Origin of the sequence: Spiractinospora alimapuensis (genome assembly GCF_018437505.1) — a bacterium.
Taxonomy (GTDB): Bacteria; Actinomycetota; Actinomycetes; order Streptosporangiales; family Streptosporangiaceae; genus Spiractinospora; species Spiractinospora alimapuensis.
The window spans coordinates 3661072-3680606 of the sequence record NZ_CP072467.1 but is presented as its reverse complement, the minus strand read 5'-3'; the positions used below and the strand labels follow the sequence as shown (position 1 = coordinate 3680606).

Here is a 19535-nt window from a genome sequence, read left to right as displayed (position 1 = left end):
CGTCCAACCGGCATCGTTGACGCTTCTGACCGAGCTGCATTTCCTTCGTCCCCATACCGTGCCACGACCTTGTCGATCCGTATCCCGGCGTGACCGAACGCGCCGTCACTCGCGTTACCGCGAACCTCGGGCGCACCATTCGCCTCGCGTGGTCGGGACGTGCCCCAGAGTGGCACAGTAACCCCAAAGCGTCTATGCATAGCGGGCCCGGATCGGCCCAACGGTACTTCTCCGGCGACGAACGGCATCGCGCGCGAAGCGGACGTCTGTGCGCGCTCCGAATTCCTCTTCCGGAGCCCCGCCGCGCCATTCCCATACCGTGCCGCGCACCTGCGAAGAGACGACATCTAATCTTGGTGGGATGAGCGGAAACATCCCGGACAACGGCGGGACCGCCGGGGAAACCACGCCGTTTCCCACGGCCACCCGGGAGGAATGGCGCGCGCTCGTCGCCCGTGTGCTCACCAAGAGCGGCAAGGACACCGACGAGCTCGACGCGCCCGAGGACCTCCTGACGTCCACCACGTATGACGGCATCCGAGTTCACGCCCTGTATGACCGTCCGGGTCCGGACGCGGGTCTTCCGGGAAGCGCTCCCTACACCCGAGGGTCCACCCCCGCGGGGACCCTGCCCCACGGCTGGGAGATCCGCCAGCTCCACCGCACACCCGACGCGGACGCCGCGGTCGCGGCCATCGACGAGGACCTCGCCGGTGGTGTGGACGGCGTGTGGCTGCGGGTCGGTGACGGCGGGCTTCCCGTCCACCAGTTGCCGCAGGTGCTCGACGGTCTCGACCTCAACCGCCACGCGGTCACCCTGGACGGCACCGACCCCGACGCGGCGGCGGCGCTGCTGCGCGCGGCCAGGGACCAGGACATCGCCGACGACGTCGTCTTCGGGAACCTCGGGCTGGACCCGTTCTTCGGGTCCGCCGACGAGGACGCCGCCACCGTCCTGCACCGAACCGCGCGGTTGGCCGCCGAGCACGGCCGGTCCCGCCCGTGGCTGCGCACCATCACGGTGGACGCGTCCCACGTCCACGACGCCGGCGGCACGGAGGCGCAGGAACTCGGCGTGGCCGTCGGGGCCGGGGTCAGCGCACTGCGGGCGCTGCTCGGCGCCGGCCTGGACCTCGCCACGGCGGCGAACCAGATGGAGTTCCGGTTCGCGGCCAGCGCCGACCAGTTCCTCACCATCGCCAAGCTGCGGGCCGCCCGCGCGATGTGGGCACGCGTCGCCGAGGTCTGTGGTGTGCCCGAGCACGCGCGCGGGATGCGCCAGCACGCGGTCACCTCGGCCGCCATGATGACGCGACGGGACCCCTACGTGAACCTCCTGCGGACCACCGTGGCGTGCTTCGCGGCCGGAGTGGGCGGGGCGGACGCGGTCACGGTACGCCCGTTCGACGACGCGTTGGGCCTCCCGGACCGGTTCTCCCGGCGCATCGCCCGCAACACCCAGCTCCTGCTGCTGCGGGAGAGCGACCTCGCCCGTGTCCTGGACCCCGGCGGCGGGTCGGGTTACCTGGAGGACCTCACCCTCTCCCTGCGCGACACGGGGTGGGGCTACTTCCAGGAGGTGGAGCGGGCCGGCGGCGCCGCCGCCGCGCTGGACTCCGGCCTGATCTCCGGCTGGGTCGACGACGCGTGGGAGCGCCGACGGGCCAACCTCGCCCGCCGAATCGACCCGCTCACCGGGGTGAGCGAGTTTCCCGACCTCGCTGAACCCGAGATCGGCCGCGAACCCGCCCCCGCGACACCCCCACTCCGGGGCGGTCTCACGCCGCGCCGCTACGCGGAGGAGTTCGAGTCGTTGCGCGACCGCAGCGACGCCCACCTCCGGGCGACCGGGAAGCGACCCCGCGTGTTCCTCGTCACCCTGGGGTCCTTGGCGGCCCACAACGCGCGGGCGTCCTTCGTGACGAACCTGCTCGCCGCGGGAGGGTTCGAGGCCGTCAATCCCGGCCCGCTTGCCGACGCCGCCAGCGCCACCGCCGCGTTCGCCGACAGCGAAACGACGGTGGTTTGCCTCTGCGCCGGCGACGAAGACTATGAGAGGCACGCGTCCGACACCGTGCGGGACCTGCGCGCGCGGGGGGCGAGCCACGTGATGATCGCGGGCGGCTCGGACCTGCCGCCCGGCGTGGACACGCGACTCACGCGACGCAGCGACGTCGTCGCCGTGCTCACGGAACTGTGCGATGAAGTGGGAGTGGCACCATGACCGCAACCCGTCCCGACTCCGGCCACGCGATCCCGGACTTCTCCACGATCGGCCCCGCCGGCGACGCGGCCGTCCCCGACACCGCGGCCTGGCGGGAGGGGGTCCGGGCGCAGATCGGTACCGACGCCGCCGCCCTGAACCGCACCACCCCCGAGGGGATCGACGTCGCGCCGCTCTACACCGAGGCCGACGCTCCCGACGTCTCCGGAAACTACCCGGGGATCGCGCCCTTCCTACGTGGCCCGTACCCCACGATGTACACCACGCGGCCCTGGACCATCCGGCAGTACGCCGGCTTCTCCACCGCCGAGGAGTCCAACGCGTTCTACCGACGGAACCTGGCCGCCGGCCAGAAGGGGCTCTCCGTCGCCTTCGACCTGGCGACGCACCGGGGCTACGACTCCGACCACCCCCGGGTCGGGGGCGACGTGGGCATGGCCGGTGTCGCCATCGACTCCATCTACGACATGCGGCAACTGTTCGACGGGATCCCGTTGGACAAGATGACGGTGTCCATGACCATGAACGGGGCCGTGCTTCCCGTCCTCGCGCTCTACATCGTGGCGGCCGAGGAGCAGGGGGTCGCGCCCGAGCAGCTCGCGGGGACCATCCAGAACGACGTCCTCAAAGAGTTCATGGTCCGCAACACCTACATCTACCCGCCCCAGGCGTCGATGCGGATCATCTCCGACGTCTTCTCCTACACGGCGGCGCGGATGCCGCGCTTCAACTCGATCTCGATCTCCGGCTACCACATGCAGGAGGCCGGGGCCACCGCGGACCTGGAGCTCGCCTACACGCTCGCCGACGGGGTGGAGTACGTGCGGGCCGGCCGCGCGGCCGGGCTCGACATCGACGCCTTCGCGCCCCGCCTGTCCTTCTTCTGGGGCATCGGCATGGACTTCTTCATGGAGGTGGCGAAGCTGCGCGCGGCCCGCCTCCTCTGGGCGGAACTCGTCCACGGCTTCGACCCCAAGGACTCCAAGTCGCTCGCGCTGCGCACGCACAGCCAGACGTCCGGTTGGTCGCTGACGGCGCAGGACGTCTTCAACAACGTGGCGCGGACCTGCGTCGAGGCGATGGCGGCCACCCAGGGCCACACCCAGTCGCTGCACACCAACGCCCTCGACGAGGCGCTGGCGCTGCCGACCGACTTCTCCGCCCGGATCGCCCGCAACACCCAGCTCCTCCTCCAGCAGGAGTCGGGCACGACGCGGGTGATCGACCCGTGGGGGGGAAGCTACTTCGTCGAGCGGCTGACGCAGGACCTCGCCGACCGCGCACGGGCCCACCTCCAGGAGGTGGAGCAGGCGGGCGGGATGGCGGCCGCGATCGACGCCGGCCTGCCCAAGCTCCGCATCGAGGAGGCCGCCGCCCGCACCCAGGCCCGGATCGACACCGGGATCCAGCCCGTCATCGGGGTGAACACCTACCGCCCCGACGGCGAGGCCGAGGAGATCGACGTCCTCAAGGTCGACAACTCGCGGGTGCGGGCCGAGCAACTGGAGAAGCTGCGCCGACTACGGGAATCCCGCGACGCCGACGCGGTGGACTCCGCGCTGCGGGACCTGACGCGGGCCGCGGAAGCCGCGATGGCGCGCCCCGAGGGAACCGCCGGCGACCTGGAGGACAACCTGCTGGCGCGCGCGGTCGCGGCGGCGCGGGCGCAGGCCACGGTCGGGGAGATCTCGGAGGCGATGGAGCGCGTGTTCGGACGACACTCGGGACAGATCCGAACCATCTCGGGGGTGTACCGCGACGAGTCGGGGTCCTCCACCCCCGCCGCGTCCACCCTGGACGACATCCGTGCCCGGATGGAACGGTTCGAGGAGCAGGAGGGGCGTCGCGCCCGTATCCTCGTCGCGAAGATGGGCCAAGACGGGCACGACCGCGGCCAGAAGGTGATCGCCACCGCGTTCGCCGACCTGGGCTTCGACGTCGACGTCGGCCCGCTGTTCCAGACGCCGGAGGAGGTCGCCCAGCAGGCGGTGGAGGCCGACGTGCACATCGTCGGCGTCTCCTCGCTCGCGGCCGGGCACCTGTCGCTCGTCCCGGCGTTGCGCGACGAACTGGCGAAACGTGGACGCGACGACATCATGATCGTCGTCGGTGGTGTGATCCCGCCGGCCGACCACGACGCTCTGTACGCCGCCGGCGTGGCCGCGATCTTCCCACCCGGCACGGTGATCGCCGACGCCGCGGGCGGTCTGCTCGAGCGGCTCGGGACGCGCCTGGGGCACGAGGGGTGACACGACGACCAGTGGACATCGAGGACCTTGTCCGTGGGGTGACCTCCGCGGACCGCGCCACGCTGGCCCGCGCGATCACCCTGGTGGAGTCGCGACGTTCCGACCACGTGGAGGCGGCCCAGGAACTGCTGCGCCGCCTCCTCCCCAGCAGCGGCGCCGCGCACCGGGTGGGGATCAGCGGGGTGCCCGGGGTCGGCAAGTCGACATTCATCGACGCGATGGGCTCCCTGCTGACCGGGCGCGGGCATCGGGTCGCCGTGCTGGCCGTCGATCCGTCCTCCACCCGCAGCGGGGGCAGCATCCTGGGCGACCGCACACGGATGGGGCGCCTCGCCGCGGACCCCAACGCGTTCGTGCGCCCCTCCCCCACCTCCGGAACCCTCGGCGGCGTCGCCCGGGCCACCCGCGAGACCATGATCCTGATGGAGGCCGCCGGCTTCGACGTGATCCTCGTCGAGACGGTGGGTGTGGGACAGTCCGAGGTCGCCGTCGCGGGGATGGTCGACACGTTCCTCCTGCTCGGCCTGGCCCGGGCCGGAGACAGTCTGCAGGGCATCAAACGCGGCGTCCTCGAACTCGTGGACGTGGTGGGGATCAACAAGGCCGACGGCGACCACCGGGTGGAGGCCGACCGTGCCGCGCGGGAACTCGAGCGTGCGTTGCGGATGTTGCAGACCACCGACGAGGCGGACGCCTGGCGGCCCCGGGTCCGGGCGTGCAGTGGACTGTCCGGCGACGGGCTGGACGAGATCTGGTCCCTGGTCGAGCGGCACCGCGACGTGGAGCGGTCGCGAGGCGCGTTCGAGGACCGGCGGGCCCGGCAGCGGGTCGAATGGATGTGGTCACAGGTTACGGACCAACTCCTGGACCGGCTGCGCGCGAACCCCGAGGTCCGCGCCGTGTCCCGTGAACTGGAAGCGTCCGTACGGTCCGGTGACCTGACCGCAAGTGCGGCCGCCCGTGAGGTCCTCGCCACCCTCGACCGACGCTGACCTCCGCTCCCTTCACTGTGAGCTACCACATGGCAAATTCCCTACCTTCGCGGGATTCCCGAATCCCCCTTTTGCTAATACCGTTTGGGTTCTAGTCCTTTGAGCCCGGCAGGCGCACCTTCGGCCGAGCGACTCCCGACGCCACGACAGGGGCACAGGGTCCACACCCTCCCGTGGGGGACGAAGCACTCGGCTCGGGCCAGCGTTGCCGGTTTCACGGGTCGGGGAACCCCTCACCGCGAGGGGGCTGGGAGGAGACAACGTGCACAGGCTGGGGCTGAGCACCCGTGTGGAGAAGCTCAGTGTGATCGTCAGTGTCGAAGGCGAACTCGATATCGCGACGGCGGATGACCTCGAGGGCACGATCCACACCGCTGTCGACGTGAACGGACCGTGGTTGATCCTTGACCTGGCGGAACTGGACTTCATGGATTCCAGCGGTCTGAACGCCATCATCAACGCCTACCGTCTGGTGGCTGAGCGCGGCGGCAGCGTCGCGTTGGCGGCACCCACGGAGCGGGTGGACAAGGTGGTGCGTCTGGTCGGGCTGCATCGGCAGGTGCCGGTGCACGAATCGGTCGAGGCCGCGGTCAGCGCGATGGAGGCATTGGAGGCCGGCAAGCGCCACGCGGACTGACACTTCGTCTTTCCCGTTCCACAGTTCCGGTTCGCTACCATGGTGACTCTTCGCGATTGACAGTACTCGAAGAGCGATGGAGCGACAGGTGCGCATCATTCCCGCGGCATCGGCCGCTGTGGCGGCGTTGGCCCTCATGTCCTGTGGCGGCACCGGCGGCGACGGTAACGACAACGGCGGGTATGGGGCCGGTGAGGAGGAACCCACGGCGGCCGCGCCCGTGGACGCCGACGAGTCCCTCGCCATCGAAGCCGCGTTCGAGCCCTACGGGGACGACGCCACCGCGGTCACCTACGACGAGGGCCTCGTCCCCAACGGCTCCGAAGTCGACGTCACCGTGACTCCGACCCAGGACAGCACCCAGTTCAGCCTGGAGGTCGACGACCTGGAGCCGGACCGCGAGTACGGCGCCCACCTCCACACCGACCAGTGCGGGTCGCACCCCGACGACTCCGGACCCCACTACCAGGACGAGCTCGACCCCGAGCAGCCCTCCACCGACCCCACCTACGCCAACCCCGACAACGAGGTCTGGCTCGACTTCACCACCGACGACGACGGCGACGCCGAGTCCGAGACGGAAGTCAACTGGCACGTCCGCACGGGCGAGGCCCAGTCCATCGTGATCCACGCCGACCACACCAGCCACGAACCCGGCGCCGCCGGCCAAGCCGGCGACCGCCTCGCCTGCGTCAACGTCCCGCTGTAGCGAGGACCGGGCGGAACGTCACGTGGCGGGTTTCGCGTGGCACGGCACGCCGCCAGGCCCCTAATCCCTCGGACGCGTAACCGAAGTGGCCCACCGCGTTACGGCGAGGTTCGTGGCGCCGTCCGCGGTACTGACTGGGGGACGTCGCCTCGGCGGTGTACCAGCGACGCGAGAGGCACTCCAGCGATCGAACGTGGGCCCTGATCAGAGCAAGAACGGTCGAGCGCGCGGCGCCATCCGTCCCGCACACTGGTCGCATGGACCCATCTCGTGACCGGTTGCGTCAGCTCCTCGACGCGGTCCTGGCCGAACCACACGACGACCTGACGTCGATGGCGGCCGGCGCCAACTTCAGTCCGTTCCATTTCAGTCGTATGTTGCGACGAGGGTCTGGTGAGTCGCCGGTCGCGATGCGTCGCAGGGTGGTGCTTGAACGCGCCGCCTGGCAGTTGCGGCACGGCGACACGGTGACCGACGTAGCGCTCACCGCGGGGTATGAGTCCATTGACGGTTTCACTCGGGCGTTCCACCGCGCTTATGGCCGTCTTCCGAGCACCCCGCCACCGCCCAACTCCTCGGTGTGGCTCCCCGCACCGAATGGAATTCACTACCACCCCCAGATGTCGCTGTGGGTCGATGCCCGGGAGCGGAGTATGAATCCAGTCGCCCAGCAACTCCTGTTACAAGAGATTGACGATATCGCGCTACTTCTCGATGTTTCGAAGAATCTGAGCGAAGAAGAACTCTTTCTCGTCCGGGCGCCAGACCACGTCATTCTTCCCTGGGATGGCGAAGAGAATCACTTGGCAGCGGTCCTCGATAACCTGGTTTGGGCGCACGAGACATGGCTCGCCTCCCTTGAGGGCCACGACACTCCTACGCGCGGTACGGTGAGCGTGAGTAACCTGGCATCCCGTCACGCCGATGTCGCGCCACGCTGGCTGACTTTCTGGCGGGAGATCGAGCGGCGAGGCGCTTGGGACGACACGCTCATCGACGCGTTGTGCGACCCGCCCGAGAGTTTCCAAATGGCGAGCGTCCTAGCCCACGTCATTACTTTCTCCGCTCATCGGCGCCAAATCGCCCGTACATGGTTGCGGCAATGCGGACTCGACCCCGGCACGGGTGATCCCATTCTGTGGCAACGCGACCAAAAGGACCACACATGACCCGGTATCGCTACTACACGGCGACGACGCTCGACGGATTCCTGACCGACGACCGAGGTTCTCTCGATTGACTCTACGAGCAGGATGACAGTGAACTGTCGGCCTCTGGTGACTCGGTGGTCGACTACGACAAGTTCATAGCCAACGTGGGAGCCCTGGTCATGGGAGCCACGACCTATCGAGTGATACTCGACGAACTGAAGAGCGGCGATCCGGGGATGCCCCATTCGCTGCCGTGGTTCGTGTTCACTCACCAGGACTTGGAGACCCCGGTCGGTGACGTGACGTTCCTCGAAGGCGACCCAAAGCGGCACCGGTCGCGGATCGAGGCCGCCGCCGACGGTCGCGACGTGTGGATGGTGGGTGGAGGAGCGCTCGCCGCGGACTTCGCGGAAGCCGGCATGCTCGACGACGTGTTGCTGACCTACGCCCCCGTCACTCTCGGCGCGGGACAACCCCTGTTCCCGCGACCCTTCAACCTTCGACTGCGCGATCAGGGCCGATCCGGACCATTCCTTGCGGCGGTCTACGACATCGTGGGCGCACGCGCGAAGTTGGCATGACGCCCCTACCGCAGCAGCCATAGAAGGTCGCGCTCCACGCGGCGCACCACTTCGGTGACTCCAGGCCAATGGATGCGGGTCCGGCACCCCGGACCGTCGCCCACCAGGCCCCTCACCCGGCAGGCGCGAAACCGAAGTGGCCACCCGTAAGTGAGCCACGCGGAGCGTGACGGCTCTCGTGGGTAGGTGGGGGCTAGTCGGGGATGGGGAATCGGTAGTCGAAGGAGGCGAGGTCGGCTCGGATGACGAAGTGGGTGACGTCGAGGACCCCGATGTCGGTGTGATAGCTGCGCAGAAGCTCGACGACGGGGGTTCCGGTGGGGATGGAGAGTCTGGCGGATTCGGCGGTGGTGGGCATCCGTGCGGTGAGCTCCTCCTGGACCTCACGCACCGGCGAGACCGCGTCGATGCGGGCGATGTGACCCCCGCCCCCTTCGCCAGTGAGCAGCGCGCCGGACAGCTCCGCCGTGGGTTGGGAGAAGTAGGAATCCGCGGTCTGGTTGGGTTCGCCGTCCAACATGGTGACGCGACGGCGCACATGCACCATCTCTCCCGGCCCCACACCCGCCAGGCGTTCAGCGACGAAGTCCGGGGCGGGGACGAGCTCCACAACGGTCTGCTGCCCCACAGCACGGCCCTGCCGTTCCCCTTCAGCCACCAGCAACGGCCGCGGACTCTCCCCCGCCCACACCGAACGCGAATACCGATCAATACCGTAACGCCGATGCTTCGACCGATCACGCACGAAATTCCCCTTCCCTGGTGGCTGTGCTTAGAGTCCGGTGGGTGTGACGGGCGCGAGCTTGCTCGCGAGTTTGGTGGGAAGGTCGGTTGGTGGGCGCCAGGCGAAGTCGGTGACCTCTTCGAGTTGGAGCCGTACATCGGTGTTGTCCACCCAGTGGGCGTACCGGAAGTCGAAGTGGAGATGTTCGGGTTCGGCCTTGGTCGGGTTGGCGGGGATCGTGTGGATATCGATGTCTACCGGGACGACATCGTGGGCTGGCGGGGAAACGGCACGTTGCCAGGGGATTCCGGTCTCTTCCTCGAGCTCACGGAGACTGGCGACCAGCAGCGTTGTGTCCTCTGGTTCAAGGTGCCCGCCGGGCAACAGCCACCGGTCCAGCGTCTTGTGCCGAATCAGCAACACCCGCCCCCGAGGGTCGATGACCGCCGCACCAGTGGTGACGTGCCCCAGCCGGAACTCACCGCGGGAACAGACATCGTGCCCCTCGTCAAGCGCCTGGAACAACACCCCCACGTCGGCGACCTCATCGGGATACCGCTCAAGATAGCGAGACAGGACATAGCGGACCTCAAGCTCAGAAACCCTCATGCCGCCCCATTGAAGTACTCCAACCACGCCCCCGCGACCGACTCACGAAAAAAGAAGGTCGCGCTCCGCGCGGCTCATTAACACCCGGCGGCTTCGGTTGCTCTTGACCAATGGTTGGCGACCTAGCGCACGGGCTCGCCCGGCACCAGGCCCTGCACCCCGCAGACGCCCAACCGAAGTGGCCACTGGGGAGTGAGCCGCGCGACGCGTGACTGATTGAAGCCACGACCTGAGAGTCACGCTGCGCGTGGCGGGTTTCCTGTGGCGGCTTCGGTCGTACTCGTCGTTGGCTGGCGGCCTGGAGTCGGGCGGGGGACTAGAGCTCGCCAGTTCTGGTGGCGTGGAGGAACGCCGACCACTCGCTCGCGGTGAAGGACAGGTGGCCGAGGTCGGGGTGTTGGGTGTCGCGGACGTCGGCGCCGCCTGGGTGCTCGCGCACTTCGACGCAGTTCTGGCTGCCTGCGCTGTAACTGCTCTTGTGCCAGGTGAGGTGGGGGGATTCTGGCATGGTTCCTCCCGGCTGGGTGGCGTTACGCGTCAGGGTCACCGTAGCCGGGCGGGTTTCCTTCTACGGCGGGGTTTTGTGCGTGGTTGTTGTTTTTAGGTGGGTTTGAGGAGGCGGCTGGTGTAGCCGGCGTTGATGAGGGATTGGTAGGCGTGGAGGACGGGTTGGGGGATGTCTTGTTGGATGGCGAATCCGCGTTCGGGGTACTCGATGATGCGGTTGAGGTCGCCGATGAGCATGTCGACCACGAACTGTTCGTTGTCCATGGTCTTGAGGTAGTCGTCGAAGTCCAGGGGTGCGGAGGTGCAGGTGATGTCGACTTCGGGCCACTCCTTGCGGGCGGTGGCGTAGGCGCGGCGTTCCATGTAGGGCATGGACACCAACAGGACTGACTTCACCTCGGTGCCGGCCTGGGTGAGTGCCTCGCGGGAGAAGCGGATGTTCTCGCCTGTGTTGCGGGCGTGCGGCTCGACCACGATTGCTTCCGGGGGCACGCCGAGCGCCTGTGCGTGCTCGGAGAAGTGCACTGCCTCCCCGCGCGGGAAACGCCCCGGCTTCGTCGGATTCGGCCCTCCGGTGAACACCAGGGTCGAGAACAGTCCCGCCTGGTAGAGCCGGGCACAATGCGCCGGCACCCCCAGATCGTGGCTCCCCAGCCCCACGGCGACGTCAACCGGCCCCACCCGGTGCCCCATCAGGTGGAAATCCCACACCACCCTGGCCCAGCCACGCTCTTCATCCGCCAACCACCGCGACCCACCCGACACAAACAACTCCCCGATGATCACTCACGGAAGAACCTGCACAACAGCCTGCTTCCGGATAGCCTCCACACTCTGAAGTTGATGCCGCAGACCAACTCTTGCAGCAAGCTTCTCGGCTCTACCGAGCAAGCGCAAGCCGTCGTCGTGGGTGGCCGGATCGGAGAGCAGGATGTGGCCGTGTGCAACATCGAGTCGAACGGATTGCATGGGCGAGTCATTTGACCCGTTGTTTCGCGCTGTCTCGATACATCGAAGCGCGGCGGCCTGTTCGCCGGTTCTCCTGTACAGGAGCGCTAGCTTTTGCTGAGCGACTGCCCAATCATCGGGCTCGGCCAACTCTTCAAACTGATGTGCAGCCTTCAGCATGGCGTTGACGGCGTAGTCGCTCTCTCCGCGCTTGTCGAGCGCTGTTCCTACCCAGAGTCGGGCGCGCGATCTGTCTCTTCGTGATAGTCGCTCATCATCGGCCAGGGACTCGTAACGACGGGCGGCGTCCTCCAACTGACCAGTCATTTCCGTCACGACCGCCATGGAGAGGTCAAGTTGGGCGACGCGTCGTGGAATCTCAAGCTGGTCGAACAGTAAGCGTGCCTTGGTGTAGAAGTGATGCGCGGAGAGAGGGCCAAGTACAGAACCTTGGTCCCGGTGAAGATCCCCGAGGAAGACGATCGAACGGGCGAAGAGATACTGGCCTCTGAAGTCCAGTTCCGACGCATTCCAGCGACTTATCCACCGCTGAAGCATGCTTGTCGCGAAGGCGAAGTTCTGTCGACTCAGGGCTATTGCCACTCGATCGAGGTCATCGGCCCACGTCTCGTACTCCCACACACGGGGTCCACTATCGAACGAAGACCCCGATGGGGTGCTCGGGGTATTGAGCAGCATGGCGAACCTGTCATGGACAGTGGAGTCACCCCTCGACAAGGCCGTGTCCAAGATTGCTTGAGTGTCTGGACGCGGGATCGTCCCAGAGCCCAGTTTCTCCCATTTGGAGACGGTTCGCACAGCGACGCCCAAGTGGTCGGCAAAGGCTCGAACACTGAGCCGTAGTGCCTTGCGAAGCGCGCGGGCTTCCCAGCCCGTCCAGTTCTGCACGGTTGCCATAACGTTCCTTCCTGGAGGCCATGGAAGCAGATCGGGCCGTACGGTGCGACGCAAGTGCAACGAAAGTACAACACAGGGACATTTGCGCTCAGTGCCGCATGAGCGACCATCGGTGACATGGAGCCTCTCACCGAGAACCGAGCCGTTGAGGGTCCAATTGTGTATGGGTACCTGCGGATCACCCGAGCACGCTCGGGTCGGGCTGGGGCCTTGAACGAATCGCTTGCGGATTACTGCGCACAGCATGAGTTGAATCTGACGGGGACATTCATCGAACGCACAATCCACGATCCATTTTCACTTGCCTTCTGTGGATTGCTCGATGTTCTGCGCCGCCCTGAAACTTATGGCGTGCTGCTTCCCGCACCCTCCCACCTTGGACCAAAAGCACTAGCGGAGGAACGGAAGCGCTTAATCCTGGACTCAGGATCGCAGCTACTAATTGTCCGGGTGGCATCCATCTGTCGGATTCCGAGAGGCGACATCCACATGCACTTCTTCAACTAGTAGCACGAAGCCCTCGCGGCCGCCAGCTACGGCCCGAGGGCGTGGACACCAGTCTTAGGAGGACTGATGACAGCGAGAACCCTAACGCCCACCCCCAGGCGCGCTGAACACCCCGGGCCGAGCACTCCCCGCCGCCTTCGCCGTGCGGCTCGGGTACGGCCGTACCTCTTTCGTCGCCATGCGTATGTGTGGTGTCGAGGGTGCGGCACCGCGCTGGACCACCCCTCTACGGTGACCTCGGTGTTGTCGACGGGGCCGATGCCGGTTGTGGAGGTCGTGTCATGACCGGCCGCAGGTTCGCGGGTGTTCCTGGCAGTGTCGCCCTGGTTCGGGCGTGGACTCGGAACGAACTCCACCAGCGCGGCACCGATCTCGGCACAGTCGAGGAAGCCGCCCTTGTCGTCAGCGAGTTGGCGACGAACGCGATCCGTCACTCCCGCAGCGGCCACCCCGGCGGGTCCTTCCTGGTGGAACTCGACATCCGACCCTCAATGGTGCGGATCAGTGTGATCGACCAGGGCACCGATGGGAAGTCGGTTCCGATGTGGGGGAAGAAGACCGACCCTCTCACCGAGCACGGCCACGGGTTGAACCTGGTGGCGAGTCTGGTGGAGCGGTGGACCACCATCACCAACAACGGCCACTGCACCGTCACCACCGACCTCCCCACCCTCGTCCCCACCGCGGGAGGCCGACGGTGAACACCAACCCCGTCACCACACTCCTCCACCTCTTAACCCCACACGGCGCCGTCTTCTACCACTCCACCGCCAACCCCACACAAGGCCGCACCCACGTCTCCCTCTCCATCAAACGAGACAACGGCCAAATGATCCACGCCACGTTGACCAACGGCATGTGGCATGTCGCTGGCCGCACCTATCCTGCCGGCGCCGAACACTTCGTCGCCATCCAACTCCTCACCCACAAACGCCTCCACTAACAACAAGCCACAACCCCGCCCCGCACCCCTCCCGCAGGGCGGCCCCAGGTGGGGATCCAGGCCAACCCGACCCGGATCCCCACCACCACCCCCACATCCCAACCACAGAGCGCACACGAATTCCCAACACTCCGTCACGGAGAGTAGTAATATCGGTCAGTGCCTGGTAAACGACATATAGCCACTATCGCTTCAGCGTCGGGAGCCAGCCGTGCCAGTTCGCCCCACATCCCTCGCAACGATGTCCGCCGCGATCGCCGGAGCCGTCCGGGCCACCTCGCCGGACGACTACGCGCCCAGCCCCACGACCCTCACCTTCGAGTCGGGGCGCCAGCAGATGGTGTCCGAAGGAGGCTGCCACACCCTCGTCACCGGTCAGGGCGGGCTCGTGTCCGTCCACACCACTCCGGAGGGACGCTACGTACTCTTCTCCGGACCACAGTGCCGGGGTTCGCGCATCGTGGCCAGTGGTGAGGGATCGATCGAGTTCTCGGCTCCGGTGCAGGCCAACTCCATCGTCATCGGCTGACCGTCACAGGTAGCGGCGGAAGCCCTCAGCGGAGTTCTGGAAGCCCACCGCGGCGTAGAAAGCGTGCGCACCCAGGCGTGCCTCGTGCGAAAGGACCTCGATCTTGTAGCAGGCGGACCGCGCCGCGCGGTCGACCGCGTCGTCGATCAGGGCCCGACCCACGCCGGCACGCCGTGCGGTGGGGTCCACGACGAGGTTGTCCACGATGGCCCACGGCTGGGCGTCGTGCGTCAGGTTGGCGACGATGATCAGGTCGAGCGTGCCGATGATCTGGCCCCGGCGCTCCGCGACGAGCACCGTACGGTCGGGGTCGGTCTCGATCCGGGTCCATGCCCGTACCGCGGCGGAGGACATGCGCACGGCGCCAGCCCGCGCGGGCTGAGGTCCACCCTCGCTGAGTTCGCGCAACAGTCGAAGGATGGCTCCGAGGTCGGAGCGGATAGCGGCACGGATAATCATGACGTCGGGCAATACTAGCCGACACCTGGCCATCGGCCGCGCCGAGGTCCCGAACACGAGATACGGGACAAATGGGGCCGGTCGTCCCCACGCGGGACCGACCGACGGCGTCGCCGCACCGGTCACCCCAGGGAGGGGGGTGTGGGCTTCGCCCCCGAAGCCCACACTCCGGCGCTCGCACAGCCGACCAGTTCGCGCCGACCAGTACTACTGAACGATGCGCACGCCCTCCGAACCGTCATCCCCGTCGGACTTCGGTTCCCCGGTGGGACGCGTGTAGACCCCGGTGATCCCCGAGTCGGCGCCAAGCACGACGGTCTGGGGGTCCTCGGACTCCGGCGCGTCCGCCGGGGCGTCCGCCTTGGGGGCCCCGTCCTGCTCGGGGCTGGGCGCGTCATAGCGGAAGCCCTGCGGCCGAGGCGGGCCGTTGCGCACCGCGGAGGCCTGTGGACCAACACCCAGACGCACGGTGCTCGGTCCCTCGATCTCCTCATCGGTGGCTGGCGCGGCGGACGCCTCGGGCTTGTCCGGCTTGCCCGCGTCTTCGGCCTTGTCGGCCTTCTCCGCCTTGTCGGGCTTGCTCGCGGCACCCGCGCCGTCGGCCTTGCCCGCACCAGCGGCGGGGCCGGCGGCCTTGTCGTTCTTGGGTGCCGCTCCCCCGGCGGGAGCACCCTTGGGCGGCTCGGTGGTCGCGACCGGCTTGCCGGCCGGCGGCTTGGTGCCCCCGGATGGCGTGGCGGCCTTCGCGACGGACGGCGGCTTCGTGGTGCCGGCCCCCGGCCCCTTCTCCAGCCCTGCCTCCAGCGGCCCGGCCGAGGACTCCGAGTCCAGCAGGTCGCCAAGCGTCGCCCGCATGTCGTTCAGGCGGCGCACGGCCTCGGTGTGGGTGGCGGTCAGGGTGGCGAGTCGGTGGTCGGCGGTGTCGTGGATCCGCTGGGCCCGCTGCTCGGCCTCGGCCAGCACCCGGTCGGCCTCCTGCTGGGCCTGAGCGCGCAGTTGCTCCGACTCCTGCTTCGCTGAGGTGACGAGTTCCTGAGCCTGCTCCCTGGCACTGCCCAGGATCCGCTCGGCGTGCGCTTCCGCGTCCTTGACCAGGCGCTTGGAGTCCTTGGTCGACTCCTCACGGATGCGCTGTATCTCCTCCTCCACCTGCGCGCGCTTGGAGTCGGCCTCTTCCTCCGCGATCCGCAGGATCGCGTTCATCCGCTCGCTGACCTGCTCGTGGTGCGGCTTGACCGTCGCCTTCTCCCTGGCTTCGGCCAAGTCACGGCGCAGGCGCTCGATCTCGTCCTCAGAGCGGGAGAGCCGTTCCTGGCTGTCGCGCAGTTGGTTGTGGTTACGCCAGATGTACTCGTCTACCTGCTGCTTGTCGTAGCCCTTCTTGACGGTGGTGAAGGCTTCCTGTTTGACAAAGCCCGGCACGATATCGCTGCGTTGCTCGTTCATGTCCTATATCAACTCAGGTCGGCTATGGATCGGGAGGGTCACCCCGACTGGTACCCATCATTCCCCTCAGACGCGAAGAACACATGGACCTCAGCGATCCTTTTGTTCCCGCTCCGAGGCTCCACCGAGAGGCCCGGCGACGCCGGAGATGTGGTGGGGCGAAGGCCATGACGGGCTGTTCAATTGTGCTGACGATATGCGGTCCGTCGCCCCGGTCAAGCTCGGTTTCCCCCACACCTCGGCAGGGACACCTAGGACGGTTCGGCCGGGGCAGCGAGCCCGTGGCTCGGGCCGTCTACTACGGTATGCGGGATTCAACGCTGGCGCAGTAGGTCGCCGGCCACACGGCCGGGACCCGAACGCACGTGGGAGCGCATGTGACATCAGCGAGAATCGGCGATGCCGATTTCGGTCAACCTGACATCCACCCGAGCGCCTGGGTCGCCCCCGGCGCCGTCGTCGTCGGCCGGGTACGGCTCGGCGCGAACAGCAGCGTCTGGTACGGCTCGGTCCTCCGCGCCGACACCGAGGACATGATCGTCGGCGACGAGTGCAACATCCAGGACCTCTGCTCGCTGCACTGCGACCCGGGCGAGCCGGCCATCCTGCACGACCGCGTCAGCCTGGGGCACCAGGCCATGGTGCACGGCGCCACGGTGGAAGAGGGGGCGTTGATCGGGATCGGGGCGAACGTCCTCGGTGGCGCGCACATCGGCGCCGGAACCCTGGTCGCGGCGGGCGCGCTCGTTCCCCCGGGCAAGCGGGTACCGGCCGGCGTCCTGTTCGCCGGCGTCCCGGGGAAGGTCATCCGCGAGCTGACCGACGCCGACCGCGCCAGCTTCGCCGACACCGCGCAGCACTACAAGGAACGCGCCGTGGAGCACCGCGAGGTGCGGTGGCGGTAGGCCCCAGGCGGGGCACGGGCCGTCACGAGTGACGAACGGCGGGGGAGCACTGGGTGCTCCCCCGCCGTGTTTCGCGTGTCTAGCTCGTTCAGGCGTCGTCGGAGTTCTTCGCGTCCGGTGACTCCGCGGCGGGGGTCTCGGCCGGCCCCGCGTCGGACGTGGCCGCCTCCGGCTTGCGCACCGACCGGACGAGGAGCTGCGAGACGTCGATGACCTCGACCGTGTCCTTGACCTCGCCCTTGGCCTTCTTCTCGTTGACGGCGTCGCCCAGCATCACCTGGCAGTACGGGCAGCCGGTGGAGATGGTGTCGGGGTTAGTGGTCAGCGCCTCGTCCACGCGTTCGGTGTTGATGCGCTTGCCGGTCCGCTCCTCCATCCACATGCGGGCGCCGCCGGCCCCACAGCAGAACCCGCGCTCCTTGCAGCGGTGCATCTCCTGGGTCTTCACACCCGGGACCTTCTCCATGATCTCCCGCGGCGGGGTGTAGACCTTGTTGTGTCGGCCGAGGAAGCAGGGGTCGTGGTAGGTGATGTTCTCCTCGACCGGGTTGACCGGGGTCAGCTTCCCGCTCTCCACCAACTGCGCCAGGAGCTGCGTATGGTGGATGACCTCGTACTTGCCGCCCAGTTCCGGGTACTCGCGCCCCAGGGTGTTGAAGCAGTGCGGGCAACTCGCGACGATGCGGTAGGCGCCGATCTCGTTGAGGGTCTCGATGTTCTGCTCGGCCATCATCTGGAAGACGTACTCCATCCCGAGCCGACGGGCCGGGTCACCGGTGCACGACTCCTGGCCGAGGACGGCGAACTTCACCCCCGCCGTGTGCAGGAGTTCGGCGATGGCCTTCGTGGTCTTCTTCCCCCGGTCCTCCAGGGACCCGGCGCAGCCGACCCAGAACAGGTACTCGGTGCCCTCGGGGAGGCTGTCCTCGGCGACGGGCACCTCGAAGTCCAGCTCCGAGATCCACTCCATGCGCTTGTTGGCGGCCATCCCCCACGGGTTGCCCTTCTCCTCCAGGTTCTTGAGGAGGCTGTTGGCCTCGGTGGGGAAGTCGGACTCCACCATCACCTGGTGTCGCCGCATGTCCAGGATGTGGTCGATGTGCTCGATGTCGACCGGGCACTCCTCGACGCACGCGCCGCAGTTCGTGCAGGCCCACAGCTCCTCCGCGTCGATGACCCCGGCGCCGTCCGTGCCGACCAGGGGACGTTCCAACAGCGCGAGGACGTCCTGGGGGACGTTCTCCGACTCCGCGGTGGTGCCGTTGAGCAGGTGCGGGGCCGTCGCGTAGGTGTGGTCCCGCAGGTCCATGACGACCTTCTTCGGGGACAGCGGCTTGCCGGTGTTCCACGCGGGGCACTGGGTCTGGCAGCGGCCACACTCGGTGCAGGTCGTGAAGTCGAGCAGGCCCTTCCAACTGAAGTCGGTGATCTTGGCGGCGCCGAACGGGTCGACGTCCGGGTCGGCCTCCTCGAAGTCCAGCGGCTTCGTGCCGGAGGCGTCCATCATCGGCTTGGCCGGCCCAAGGGAGGGGGCGCCGTCGGCGTTGCGCTTGAAGTAGATGTTGATCGGGGCGGTGAACCGGTGCCAGCCGACGCCCATCGTGAGCACAAGCGCGAGCACGATGAAGAAGGCGTAGGAGATGATCAGCTTGAAGGCCGCGGTGATGACGATTCCGGGCAGCGCGACGTCCGGGTTGCCGGAGAGGACCGAGCCCACGGCGTGCGACACCGGTGTCGCCCACACCGGGAAGGGGAAGTCGTCCATCGCGACCTTGAAGCCGCGGATCACGAAGATGGCCAGCAGCAGGCCGAGGATGTAGGACTCGACGTAGTAGGCCGTCCACATCCGGGAGTTGGCGAAGCGTGAGGAGCGGCCCCGGCGTCGGTTGAGGAGCCGGTAGACGAGCAGCGCGACGATCCCGACGAGGCTCGCCGCCGCGATGACCTCGATGAACAGTCCGTAGATGGTCGAGTCGGCGATGAGGGGCAACGTGAACTTGGGGTCGAACACCTCCCCCTGGGCCTCGATCACGGTGAACACCAGCGCCGGGAAGGACACCATGATGAACCAGTGGGCGACGCCGATCCAGCGCCACTTCAGCATGCGGGTGTGACCGAGGGTCTCGATCACCACGGTGGTGAGCCGCTGGCCGAACGGCCCCTTGCGTTCGGGCTCCACGGGTCGCCCCAACCGCACCGTGCGCACGATCTTCGCCACGGCCAGGCCGAACATCACCGCCGCGGCGAGCCCGATGACTACCGTGCTGATCCCAAGGACGACGTTGAGCATCGCCGACGGCCTCCTATCAAGGCTGAACCTGAAGGTCACACAGTGTTGGGCACACAGTGTTTCGTCACACAGTCGATCCTGCGTGATGTTACTGGTCGGTAGTCACGCGAGGGGACAGCGGCACCCCTACCCACGCCACCGAACCCCATGCCGTCGAACGGTAGTACCAACGGTGCCTCTGGCCTGGCAGCGGGGGCGGCGAAGGCG

Annotated in this window: 19 protein-coding genes; 11 read left to right on the top strand and 8 right to left on the bottom strand. The window is 67.6% G+C overall.

Annotation, left to right across the window (positions count from 1 at the left end):
* Positions 1-361: 361 nt before the first annotated feature.
* From J4H86_RS17080 to J4H86_RS17050, 7 genes are all read left to right on the top strand, one after another.
* On the top strand, positions 362-2224 hold the full coding sequence (locus tag J4H86_RS17080; RefSeq protein ID WP_236538765.1) for a methylmalonyl-CoA mutase family protein: 1863 nt from the start codon (positions 362-364) through the stop codon (positions 2222-2224).
* Positions 2221-4473, top strand: coding sequence for a methylmalonyl-CoA mutase (scpA, locus tag J4H86_RS17075; protein ID WP_236538763.1), 2253 nt, complete (start codon positions 2221-2223; stop codon positions 4471-4473). Before J4H86_RS17080 ends, scpA begins: the two co-directional genes overlap by 4 nt.
* Positions 4470-5465 (top strand): methylmalonyl Co-A mutase-associated GTPase MeaB, encoded by a 996-nt coding sequence (gene meaB / locus J4H86_RS17070; RefSeq protein ID WP_236538762.1) that lies wholly within the window; start codon positions 4470-4472, stop codon positions 5463-5465. Before scpA ends, meaB begins: the two co-directional genes overlap by 4 nt.
* Before the next feature lie 262 nt (positions 5466-5727).
* Positions 5728-6102, top strand: a complete 375-nt coding sequence (locus J4H86_RS17065) for an STAS domain-containing protein (protein WP_236538761.1) — start codon at positions 5728-5730, stop codon at positions 6100-6102.
* Between the two features lie 88 nt (positions 6103-6190).
* Positions 6191-6811, top strand: coding sequence for a superoxide dismutase family protein (locus J4H86_RS17060; RefSeq protein WP_236538760.1), 621 nt, complete (start codon positions 6191-6193; stop codon positions 6809-6811).
* A gap of 257 nt (positions 6812-7068) precedes the next feature.
* Positions 7069-7980: a helix-turn-helix domain-containing protein gene (locus tag J4H86_RS17055; RefSeq protein ID WP_236538759.1), complete on the top strand. Its 912-nt coding sequence runs from the start codon at positions 7069-7071 to the stop codon at positions 7978-7980.
* A 116-nt stretch (positions 7981-8096) separates the two neighbouring features.
* On the top strand, positions 8097-8543 hold the full coding sequence (locus J4H86_RS17050; protein WP_236538758.1) for a dihydrofolate reductase family protein: 447 nt from the start codon (positions 8097-8099) through the stop codon (positions 8541-8543).
* Positions 8544-8736: 193 nt separating this feature from the next.
* Here the strand turns inward: J4H86_RS17050 and J4H86_RS17045 are convergent, their stop codons facing one another.
* From J4H86_RS17045 to J4H86_RS17025, 5 genes are all read right to left on the bottom strand, one after another.
* Positions 8737-9171 carry a UTRA domain-containing protein gene (locus J4H86_RS17045; RefSeq protein ID WP_236538757.1) on the bottom strand — a complete coding sequence of 145 codons (435 nt, stop codon included), beginning with the start codon at positions 9169-9171 and terminating at the stop codon, positions 8737-8739.
* Between the two features lie 144 nt (positions 9172-9315).
* Positions 9316-9876, bottom strand: a complete 561-nt coding sequence (locus J4H86_RS17040; protein ID WP_236538756.1) for an NUDIX hydrolase — start codon at positions 9874-9876, stop codon at positions 9316-9318.
* A gap of 316 nt (positions 9877-10192) precedes the next feature.
* A complete protein-coding gene (locus tag J4H86_RS17035; RefSeq protein WP_236538755.1) occupies positions 10193-10384 on the bottom strand; it encodes a DUF397 domain-containing protein in 192 nt (63 codons plus the stop codon).
* A 92-nt stretch (positions 10385-10476) separates the two neighbouring features.
* A complete protein-coding gene (locus J4H86_RS17030; RefSeq protein ID WP_236538754.1) occupies positions 10477-11076 on the bottom strand; it encodes a YdcF family protein in 600 nt (199 codons plus the stop codon).
* A gap of 93 nt (positions 11077-11169) precedes the next feature.
* Entirely contained in the window at positions 11170-11973 is an 804-nt protein-coding gene (locus J4H86_RS17025; RefSeq protein WP_236538752.1) for a hypothetical protein, read from the bottom strand.
* Positions 11974-13037: 1064 nt separating this feature from the next.
* Between J4H86_RS17025 and J4H86_RS17020 the strand changes: the two genes are divergently transcribed.
* The 3 genes from J4H86_RS17020 (at position 13038) to J4H86_RS17010 (ending at position 14228) form a co-directional block, all read left to right on the top strand.
* Positions 13038-13457, top strand: a complete 420-nt coding sequence (locus tag J4H86_RS17020) for an ATP-binding protein (RefSeq protein WP_236538751.1) — start codon at positions 13038-13040, stop codon at positions 13455-13457.
* On the top strand, positions 13454-13699 hold the full coding sequence (locus J4H86_RS17015) for a hypothetical protein (protein ID WP_236538748.1): 246 nt from the start codon (positions 13454-13456) through the stop codon (positions 13697-13699). The genes J4H86_RS17020 and J4H86_RS17015 overlap by 4 nt, the downstream gene beginning before the upstream one ends.
* Before the next feature lie 241 nt (positions 13700-13940).
* On the top strand, positions 13941-14228 hold the full coding sequence (locus J4H86_RS17010; RefSeq protein ID WP_236538747.1) for a hypothetical protein: 288 nt from the start codon (positions 13941-13943) through the stop codon (positions 14226-14228).
* Positions 14229-14231: 3 nt separating this feature from the next.
* On the opposite strand, the gene J4H86_RS17005 is transcribed toward J4H86_RS17010, so the two are convergent.
* Both J4H86_RS17005 and J4H86_RS17000 read right to left on the bottom strand, forming a co-directional pair.
* Positions 14232-14687, bottom strand: coding sequence for a GNAT family N-acetyltransferase (locus J4H86_RS17005; protein WP_236538746.1), 456 nt, complete (start codon positions 14685-14687; stop codon positions 14232-14234).
* 207 nt (positions 14688-14894) lie between these two features.
* The gene (locus J4H86_RS17000) at positions 14895-16133 is read right to left on the bottom strand and encodes a DivIVA domain-containing protein (RefSeq protein ID WP_236538745.1); all 1239 of its coding nucleotides are present in this window, start codon (positions 16131-16133) and stop codon (positions 14895-14897) included.
* Positions 16134-16510: 377 nt separating this feature from the next.
* On the opposite strand from J4H86_RS17000, the gene J4H86_RS16995 reads away from it, so the two are divergent.
* The gene (locus J4H86_RS16995; RefSeq protein WP_236538744.1) at positions 16511-17038 is read left to right on the top strand and encodes a gamma carbonic anhydrase family protein; all 528 of its coding nucleotides are present in this window, start codon (positions 16511-16513) and stop codon (positions 17036-17038) included.
* A gap of 88 nt (positions 17039-17126) precedes the next feature.
* Here the strand turns inward: J4H86_RS16995 and J4H86_RS16990 are convergent, their stop codons facing one another.
* Complete coding sequence (locus J4H86_RS16990; RefSeq protein WP_236538743.1) at positions 17127-19328, bottom strand: heterodisulfide reductase-related iron-sulfur binding cluster; 2202 nt, start codon at positions 19326-19328, stop codon at positions 17127-17129.
* Positions 19329-19535 lie beyond the last annotated feature (207 nt).

What these genes read in the sequence shown, in the direction of transcription:
- J4H86_RS17055 (WP_236538759.1), top strand. Translation starts at nt 7,069, where the DNA reads ATGGACCCATCTCGTGACCGGTTGCGTCAGCTCCTCGACGCGGTCCTG.
- J4H86_RS17040 (WP_236538756.1), bottom strand. Translation starts at nt 9,876, where the DNA reads ATGAGGGTTTCTGAGCTTGAGGTCCGCTATGTCCTGTCTCGCTATCTT.
- scpA (WP_236538763.1), top strand. Translation starts at nt 2,221, where the DNA reads ATGACCGCAACCCGTCCCGACTCCGGCCACGCGATCCCGGACTTCTCC.
- J4H86_RS16990 (WP_236538743.1), bottom strand. Translation starts at nt 19,328, where the DNA reads ATGCTCAACGTCGTCCTTGGGATCAGCACGGTAGTCATCGGGCTCGCC.
- J4H86_RS17010 (WP_236538747.1), top strand. Translation starts at nt 13,941, where the DNA reads ATGTCCGCCGCGATCGCCGGAGCCGTCCGGGCCACCTCGCCGGACGAC.
- J4H86_RS17000 (WP_236538745.1), bottom strand. Translation starts at nt 16,133, where the DNA reads ATGAACGAGCAACGCAGCGATATCGTGCCGGGCTTTGTCAAACAGGAA.
- J4H86_RS17035 (WP_236538755.1), bottom strand. Translation starts at nt 10,384, where the DNA reads ATGCCAGAATCCCCCCACCTCACCTGGCACAAGAGCAGTTACAGCGCA.
- J4H86_RS17080 (WP_236538765.1), top strand. Translation starts at nt 362, where the DNA reads ATGAGCGGAAACATCCCGGACAACGGCGGGACCGCCGGGGAAACCACG.
- J4H86_RS17005 (WP_236538746.1), bottom strand. Translation starts at nt 14,687, where the DNA reads ATGATTATCCGTGCCGCTATCCGCTCCGACCTCGGAGCCATCCTTCGA.
- J4H86_RS17020 (WP_236538751.1), top strand. Translation starts at nt 13,038, where the DNA reads ATGACCGGCCGCAGGTTCGCGGGTGTTCCTGGCAGTGTCGCCCTGGTT.
- J4H86_RS17030 (WP_236538754.1), bottom strand. Translation starts at nt 11,076, where the DNA reads ATGGGGCACCGGGTGGGGCCGGTTGACGTCGCCGTGGGGCTGGGGAGC.